This window comes from Streptomyces sp. NPDC006529 (genome assembly GCF_040611795.1).
Classification (GTDB): Bacteria; Actinomycetota; Actinomycetes; order Streptomycetales; family Streptomycetaceae; genus Streptomyces.
Map to the genome: position 1 here is coordinate 78,475 of NZ_JBEXPB010000028.1, position 7,200 is coordinate 85,674.

Below are 7,200 nucleotides of genomic sequence, written 5' to 3' on the forward strand. Positions count from 1 at the left end.
ATGAACCGGAACGTCTGGCGCTGGCTCGCGGCCTACGCCGCCTCGCTCGTCGGGGACGGGATCTACTTCCTCGCCCTCGGCTGGACGGCGGCGCAGAGCGCCGGGCCCGCGCAGGTCGGCCTGGTCATGGCGGCCGGGGCGGTCCCGCGCGCCCTGCTCATGCTGGGCGGGGGCGTGATCGCGGACCGCTTCGGTCCCCGCCCGGTCGTCATCTCCTCCGACGCGGTGCGCTGCGCGGTGATCCTCGCGCTGGCGGCGCTGGTCGCGCTCACTTCGCCGGGGCTGTGGGTGCTGGTCGCCGTGGCCCTGCTGTTCGGCGCGGTCGACGCCCTGTTCATGCCGGCCGTCGGGGCGCTGCCGCCGCGGATCGCCGGTCCCGGGCAGCTGGTCCGCGTCCAGGGGCTGCGCAGCCTGGTCGAACGCGTGGGCCACACCGCGGGGCCGCCGGTGGCCGGGCTGGCCATGGGGCTGGGGGGACCGGCGGCCGCGTTCGCGGTGGCGGCGGCGCTCTTCGGGATCTCGCTGGTCCTGCTGCTCCCGGTCCGGCTGGGACCGCTGCCGAAGGGGCCGGGCGCGGGTGGGGTGGCCGCCGCGGCGTCGCCCTGGCGGCAGCTCCGCTCCGGGCTCGCCTACATCCGCCACCACGGGCTGATAGGGCCGCTGATCCTCTCCGGCACCCTGAGCCAGCTCGGCACGTCGGCCCCGCTCAGCGTCGGCCTGCTCCTGCTGGCGGGGGAGCGGGGGTGGGGGCCGGCCGGGATCGGCTGGATCGTCGGTGCCTTCGGGGCCGGGGCGGCCTCCAGCGCCCTCTTCCTGACCCTGATCCCGCGGGTGCCGCGGGCGGGGGCGGTGCAGAACCTCACCCTCGTCGTCGGCTCGGCGGCCATCGGGGCGCTGGCGCTGGCGCCGAGCCTGGGGGTCGCGGTGGGGCTGGCGGTGGCGGGGGGCCTGGTGTGCGGGATCTGCGGCGGGCTGGCCGTCGCGCTGATCCAGACGGCCACGGAGCCGGCGTACCTGGGGCGGGTCAGTTCGGTGATGGCCTTCACGGCGGTCGGGCTGGCACCGCTGGTCTACCCGGTCTTCGGAGTGGCGGTGGAGGTGTGGGGCATCGTGCCGGTGTTCCTCGCGGGGGGTGCGCTGAGCATGGCGGGGGCCGTCGTCGGCACGTCCTCCCGCCTGGTCCGCCAGGCGGAACTCACCTTCGCCTGACCCCCGCGGGCCGCCCGCCCTCCCCTCCGGGACCCGGCGCCCGGCCCGAGGCCCGGCGGGGTCAGAGACCCAGCCGGGCAGCCCTCAGCTTCGCCACCGCGTCCTCGTCACCCTCCAGCTCGACGCGCGCAGCGTCCTGGCGGCCGAAGCAGAACAGGGTCAGTTCGCCGGGTTCGCCGGTGACCGTGACCACCGGGGTGCCCTTGTGGGCCACCGCCGTCTGGCCGTTGGGGCGGCGCAGGACCAGGCCGACCGGGGAGCGGCGGCCCGTCAGACGGGCCAGTTTCTCCAGGCGCGACCACAGCGAGGCCGAGAACACCGGATCCAGCTCGCGCGGCGACCAGGTGGGCCCCGCCCGCCGCACGTCCTCCGCGTGGACGTAGAACTCCACCGCGTTCGCGGCCTCGTCGATCTGCTTCAGCGCGTACACGGACATCTTCGGCGGCCCGGTCCTGATCAGCTGGATGAGCTCCTCGTACGGCTTGGCCGCGTACTCGGCCATCGCCTTGTCCAGCCGGGCCTTCAGCACGTTCAGCAGGATCCCGCCCGCCGCGTCCGGCCGACGCTCCCGCACCACCACGTGCGCCGCCAGCTCCCGGGTCCGCCAGCCGTCGCACAAGGTGGGCGCTTCCGGTCCCGCCGTCTCCAACAGGTCCGCCAGCAGCAGTCGTTCACGCTTCGCATGGGTAGACATGCGGGCCAGCCTACGGCCGGATCCCGCCCCGTGCGCGCTCATCAGGCGGACAGCCTGCCGTGCCCACCCGTCCCGCGCGGCACAATGGCCCGCATGAGTACGTCCTCCCTCGATCCCGCCATCGCCGCCCGCCTCAAGCGCTCCGCGGACGGCCTGGTGCCCGCCATCGCCCAGCAGTACGACACCGGTGAGGTGCTCATGCTCGGCTGGATGGACGACGAGGCCCTGCATCGCACCCTGACCACCGGCCGCTGCACCTATTGGTCCCGCAGCCGCGGCGAATACTGGGTCAAGGGCGATACTTCCGGCCACGTCCAGCACGTGAAGTCCGTCGCCCTCGACTGCGACGCCGACACCTTGCTCGTCCGCGTCGACCAGGTGGGCGCCGCCTGCCACACCGGCGCCCACACCTGCTTCGACGCCGACGTCCTCCTGCGCACCGCCGACACCGCCGAAGCCGAATAGGTAAGGTCCCACGCCATGGATCTCGAGACGTTCCGCAAGCTCGCGGACGACCGCCGGGTCATTCCCGTCAGCCGACGACTGCTCGCCGACGGGGACACCCCGGTCGGCCTCTACCGCAAGCTGGCCGGCGAGCGCCCGGGCACCTTCCTGCTGGAGTCGGCGGAGAACGGACGTTCCTGGTCCCGGTACTCCTTCGTCGGCGTCCGCAGCGACGCGACCCTGACGGTCCGCGGCGGCCAGGCCCACTGGATCGGCACCCCGCCCGTCGGCGTGCCCACCTCCGGCGACCCCCTCGACGCGCTGCGCGCCACCGTCGAGGCCCTGCACACCCCGCGCGACCTGTCGGGCGGACTGCCGCCCTTCACCGGCGGCATGGTCGGTTACCTCGGCTACGACATCGTGCGCCGCCTGGAGCGGATCGGCGAGCACACCCGCGACGACCTCGAACTGCCCGAGCTGACGATGCTGCTCACCTCGGACATCGCCGTCCTCGACCACTGGGACGGCACGGTCCTGCTGATCGCCAACGCGATCAACCACAACGACCTCGCCTCGGGCGTCGACGAGGCCTACGCCGACGCCGTCGCCCGGCTCGACGCGATGGAGGCCGACCTCGCCCGCCCGGCGCCGTACACGCCCGCGCCGCTGCCCGCCTCGGAGCTGCCGGCGTACTCCGCCCTCTGGGGCGGCGAGAAGTACCAGGCGGCCGTCGAGGACATCAAGGAGCGCATCCGCGCGGGCGAGGCCTTCCAGGTCGTGCCCTCGCAGCGGTTCGAGACCCCCTGCACCGCCTCCGCCCTGGACGTCTACCGGGTGCTGCGGGCCACCAACCCGTCCCCGTACATGTACCTCTTCCGCTTCGAGAACGGCTTCGACGTCGTGGGCTCCAGCCCCGAGGCGCTGGTCAAGGTCGAGGACGGGCGGGCCATGGTCCACCCCATCGCCGGGACCCGGCACCGCGGCGCCACCCCGCAGGAGGACCACGACCTCGCCGAGGAGCTGCTGGCCGACCCGAAGGAGCGCGCCGAGCACCTCATGCTCGTCGACCTGGGCCGCAACGACCTGGGCCGGGTCTGCGAGCCGGGCAGCGTCGAGGTCGTCGACTTCATGAGCATCGAGAAGTACTCGCACGTCATGCACATCGTGTCCACCGTCACCGGCCGCGTCGCCGGGGACCGCACCGCCTTCGACGTGCTGACCGCCTGCTTCCCCGCCGGGACCCTGTCCGGTGCGCCCAAGCCGCGCGCCATGCAGATCATCGAGGAGCTGGAGCCCTCCCGCCGCGGGCTGTACGGCGGCTGCGTCGGTTACCTCGACTTCGCGGGGGACGCCGACACGGCCATCGCCATCCGCACCGCGCTGCTGCGCGACGGAACGGCGTACGTGCAGGCCGGAGCCGGTGTCGTCGCCGATTCGGTGCCCGAGCTGGAGGACGCCGAGTGCCGCAACAAGGCCGCCGCGGTGCTGCGCGCGGTCGGAGCGGCGAACCGGCTCCACTCCGCCTGAAGCGGTAGGGGATAGTGGGGTGCGTGAGCGCCGTACCCCAGCCCCGAACCGATGCCGATCCCGACCCGGCCGATGACGCCGCCGCTGCCGCGGCCGGTCCCGCCGCGCGCGGCGGCCGCCGCAGCGTCGCCGCGGCCCTGCTGCTCGGCGCGCTCGGCGCCACCGTCGTCCTGCTGGCCTCCGGCCGGACCTGGGCGCGCGGCACCGCCGCCGCGGCCGGGGGCGGGGCGCTGCCGCTGTCGGCCGACGGGCGCGCGGTCACCGGGGTCCCCGCGGCCCTGGCCATCGTGGCGCTCGCGGCCCTGGTCGCGGTGTTCGCCGTCCGCGGCCGCGGCCGCCTGCTGGTCTCCGCCCTGCTCGCGCTGAGCGGGCTCGGCGCGGTCCTGGCGGCGCTGGCCGGGGCCGGGGACCGGGCGGCGCTGGACGACGCGGCGGCCCGTACGACGGCGGACACCGCCGCCCGCGCGGCCGCGCTCACCCACACCGCGTGGCCCTACGTGACGGCGGCGGGCGCGCTGCTCATCCTGCTCGCGGGGCTGCTGGCCCTGCGCTTCGGCCGGAGCTGGCCCGCCATGGGCGGCCGCTACGAGCGCGACGGGACCCCCCGGCCCCGCAAGGCGCCGGTGGTGGACCCGGACCGGCCCGAGGACCTGTGGAAGGCGCTGGACCGGGGCGAGGACCCCACCGGCGGCCGCTGACGGCCCTCCCACCCCCCGGGCGCGAGGGCCGTCCCGGGTGCGGGACAATGGGGGCAATGACGTGCGGGCGGTCGATACGGACGCGTTCGACAGAGCAACGAGGAGCAACTCATGGCGGGCACAGACCACGGACACACCCCGGCCGCCTGGACCGGTGTCATCATCGCTTTCGTCGGGTTCTGCGTCTCCGGCGCGTTCACGGTCATGGCGAACCTGATCGGCTTCATCGCCGGCCTGGTCATCGTGGCGCTCGGCGGGGTCGTCGGCCTGGCGATGAAGGCGGCGGGCCTCGGCGCGCCGAAGTCCGCCCACAAGGACCTCGGGCCGATCGTCGCCGCCGCCAAGGCCGCGAAGGCCTGATGCCCCGCAGCGGAGCCGAAAGGCGCGGTCCCGTCGGGCTGCGCCTTTTGTCATGAGCGGCGACAATCAGCGGGTGGACGCCTCTCGCACCCCCCTGGTGACGCCCGCCGCCCCCGTTCCCGCCCCGGCCCCCACCCGGGCCCGGCGGCTGGCCGCTCCGGCGTTCACCCTGGCCGCGGCCGCCTCGGCCCTCGGCTACGTCGCCGCCGTGGACCCGTACGAACCCGGCCACTACCCGGTCTGCCCGCTGTTCCGGCTGACCGGGATCCTGTGTCCCGGCTGCGGCGGCCTGCGCAGCGCCCACGCGTTCGCCCACGGCGATCTGATCACCGCTCTGGGTGCGAATGCCATGGCGGTGGCCGGCTATTTCGTCTTCGCGGCATTCATGGCCGTGTGGCTGATCCGGGCGTATCGCGGCGGGCCGACCCCGCGGCTGGCCCTCACACCGCTGTACTGGTGGGGAATCGGGACGGTGGCACTGGTTTTCGCCGTCGTCCGGAACCTCCCGTTCGGGTCGGCACTGGCCCCCTGAGGCCCGTACGCACCCTCGATCGAAGATCAGATTCCGAATGTCCAGTCCATGGGACGCCGTCAACCGCGTGCAGAGGCCAGGGCCTCCTGCGGATACCATTTGACTGCTGACCTTGAACCAGTCGACCGACCCGGAAGGGGGCCGCTCGCGTGAGTGTGCTCGACGAGATCATCGAAGGGGTCCGCGCAGACCTTGCCGAACGGCAGGCGCGCGTCAGCCTCGACGAGCTCAAGGAGCGTGCCGCCAAGGCGCCCCGGGCCAAGGACGGCGTCGCCGCCCTTCGCGGCGAAGGCGTCAAGGTGATCTGCGAGGTGAAGCGCTCCAGCCCCTCCAAGGGCGCGCTCGCCGCGATCGCGGACCCGGCCGGCCTGGCCGCCGATTACGAGGCGGGCGGCGCGGCCGTCATCTCCGTCCTGACCGAGGAGCGCCGCTTCGGCGGTTCGCTCGCGGACCTGGAGGCCGTCCGCGCACGGGTGGACGTACCCATCCTGCGCAAGGACTTCATCGTCACGGCGTACCAGCTGTGGGAGGCCCGCGCCTACGGCGCCGACCTCGTCCTGCTGATCGTCGCGGCCCTGGAGCAGGAGGCCCTCGTCTCCCTCATCGAGCGGGCCGAGTCCATCGGTCTCACCCCGCTCGTCGAGGTCCACGACGAGGAGGAAGCCGAACGCGCGGTCGCCGCGGGCGCCAAGATCATCGGCGTGAACGCGCGCAACCTCAAGGACCTCAAGGTGGACCGCTCGACCTTCGAGCGGGTCGTCCCCGAGATCCCGGCCCACATCGTGAAGGTCGCCGAGTCCGGCATCCGCGGACCGCACGACCTCATCGCCTACGCGAACGAGGGCGCCGACGCCGTCCTCGTGGGCGAATCCCTGGTGACCGGCCGTGACCCGAAGGCCGCCGTGGCCGACCTGGTCGCCGCCGGGGCCCACCCCGCCCTGCGCCACGGGCGGAGCTGACCCGCACCGTGATGCCGTCCGCCCGCGCCGTCCGCACCCGACCCGGCCTTCCCGGCCGGGGCGGCGTGCCGTCGGCCCACGCGCCCCTGGCGCGCGGCTGCCGCCCGCGCGGCTGCCGCGCCCCGGCCCGGCGCGTGCGGGGGCGGCGGGTCCGGTACGTGATCGGGTCGGAGCCCGGCCAGGTCAACGGCATGCGATGGCGCGGCGGAGCCGCGTCGTAGCCGTCCCGTGCCCGGATCCGCGCTCCGCAGCCGCTATGGCGGTGGTGGAGGCGGACGCCTTCGGGACCCTCGGCGCAATACGGTGAATCCATCCCGATTGCTTCCGTAGGAGTACTGGCATGCCGTCCAGTGAGTGTTTCATTCCGGACCCCGAGGGTTCCGTCCCCAACGCCGAGGGCTATTTCGGTGATTTCGGTGGCAAGTTCATTCCGGAGGCGTTGGTCGCCGCGGTGGACGAGGTCGCTGCCGAGTACGAGAAGGCGAAGGTCGATCCGGCGTTCGCGGCGGAGCTGAACGATCTGCTCGTGAACTACACGGGCCGGCCGAGTGCGTTGACCGCGGTGCCGCGGTTCGCGGAGCACGCGGGCGGGGCGACGGTGTATCTCAAGCGTGAGGATTTGAACCACACGGGTTCGCACAAGATCAACAATGTGCTGGGTCAGGCGTTGCTGACGAAGCGGATGGGCAAGACCCGGGTGATCGCGGAGACCGGGGCGGGTCAGCACGGGGTGGCGACGGCCACGGCGTGTGCGCTGTTCGGCCTGGAGTGCACGAT

Annotated in this window: 10 protein-coding genes; 9 read left to right on the plus strand and 1 reads right to left on the minus strand. The window is 73.8% G+C overall.

Going from position 1 to position 7,200, the window contains the following annotated elements; translation table 11 throughout:
- A complete protein-coding gene (locus ABZY31_RS20265) occupies nt 1-1,209 on the plus strand; it encodes an MFS transporter (RefSeq protein WP_356412272.1) in 1,209 nt (402 codons plus the stop codon).
- A gap of 61 nt (nt 1,210-1,270) precedes the next feature.
- On the opposite strand, the gene ABZY31_RS20270 is transcribed toward ABZY31_RS20265, so the two are convergent.
- Nucleotides 1,271-1,903, minus strand: a complete 633-nt coding sequence (locus ABZY31_RS20270) for a TIGR03085 family metal-binding protein (RefSeq protein WP_356412274.1) — start codon at nt 1,901-1,903, stop codon at nt 1,271-1,273.
- Nucleotides 1,904-1,987: 84 nt separating this feature from the next.
- Here ABZY31_RS20270 and hisI point away from each other — a divergent pair, with 84 nt between their 5' ends.
- The 8 genes from hisI to ABZY31_RS20310 all read left to right on the plus strand — a co-directional run.
- Nucleotides 1,988-2,368, plus strand: a complete 381-nt coding sequence (gene hisI, locus ABZY31_RS20275) for a phosphoribosyl-AMP cyclohydrolase (RefSeq protein WP_356412276.1) — start codon at nt 1,988-1,990, stop codon at nt 2,366-2,368.
- Nucleotides 2,369-2,383: 15 nt separating this feature from the next.
- Complete coding sequence (locus ABZY31_RS20280) at nt 2,384-3,874, plus strand: anthranilate synthase component I (RefSeq protein WP_356412278.1); 1,491 nt, start codon at nt 2,384-2,386, stop codon at nt 3,872-3,874.
- A gap of 23 nt (nt 3,875-3,897) precedes the next feature.
- Nucleotides 3,898-4,572 (plus strand): TIGR02234 family membrane protein, encoded by a 675-nt coding sequence (locus tag ABZY31_RS20285; RefSeq protein ID WP_356412280.1) that lies wholly within the window; start codon nt 3,898-3,900, stop codon nt 4,570-4,572.
- 111 nt (nt 4,573-4,683) lie between these two features.
- A complete protein-coding gene (locus tag ABZY31_RS20290) occupies nt 4,684-4,932 on the plus strand; it encodes an HGxxPAAW family protein (protein ID WP_356412282.1) in 249 nt (82 codons plus the stop codon).
- Nucleotides 4,933-5,005: 73 nt separating this feature from the next.
- The gene (locus tag ABZY31_RS20295; RefSeq protein WP_356412283.1) at nt 5,006-5,464 is read left to right on the plus strand and encodes a DUF2752 domain-containing protein; all 459 of its coding nucleotides are present in this window, start codon (nt 5,006-5,008) and stop codon (nt 5,462-5,464) included.
- A 149-nt stretch (nt 5,465-5,613) separates the two neighbouring features.
- Entirely contained in the window at nt 5,614-6,423 is an 810-nt protein-coding gene (gene trpC, locus ABZY31_RS20300) for an indole-3-glycerol phosphate synthase TrpC (protein ID WP_356412285.1), read from the plus strand.
- Nucleotides 6,424-6,434: 11 nt separating this feature from the next.
- Nucleotides 6,435-6,644 carry a tryptophan synthase subunit(beta) gene (locus ABZY31_RS20305; RefSeq protein WP_356412287.1) on the plus strand — a complete coding sequence of 70 codons (210 nt, stop codon included), beginning with the start codon at nt 6,435-6,437 and terminating at the stop codon, nt 6,642-6,644.
- 119 nt (nt 6,645-6,763) lie between these two features.
- On the plus strand, nt 6,764-7,200 hold a 437-nt coding region (locus tag ABZY31_RS20310; protein ID WP_356412289.1), incomplete at its 3' end, for a pyridoxal-phosphate dependent enzyme.

Bases quoted from the DNA above. Each gene is read 5' to 3' on its own strand.
- ABZY31_RS20270 (WP_356412274.1), bottom strand. From the start codon at position 1,903: ATGTCTACCCATGCGAAGCGTGAACGACTGCTGCTGGCGGACCTGTTG.
- ABZY31_RS20280 (WP_356412278.1), top strand. From the start codon at position 2,384: ATGGATCTCGAGACGTTCCGCAAGCTCGCGGACGACCGCCGGGTCATT.
- ABZY31_RS20265 (WP_356412272.1), top strand. From the start codon at position 1: ATGAACCGGAACGTCTGGCGCTGGCTCGCGGCCTACGCCGCCTCGCTC.
- ABZY31_RS20305 (WP_356412287.1), top strand. From the start codon at position 6,435: ATGCCGTCCGCCCGCGCCGTCCGCACCCGACCCGGCCTTCCCGGCCGG.
- hisI (WP_356412276.1), top strand. From the start codon at position 1,988: ATGGCCCGCATGAGTACGTCCTCCCTCGATCCCGCCATCGCCGCCCGC.
- ABZY31_RS20290 (WP_356412282.1), top strand. From the start codon at position 4,684: ATGGCGGGCACAGACCACGGACACACCCCGGCCGCCTGGACCGGTGTC.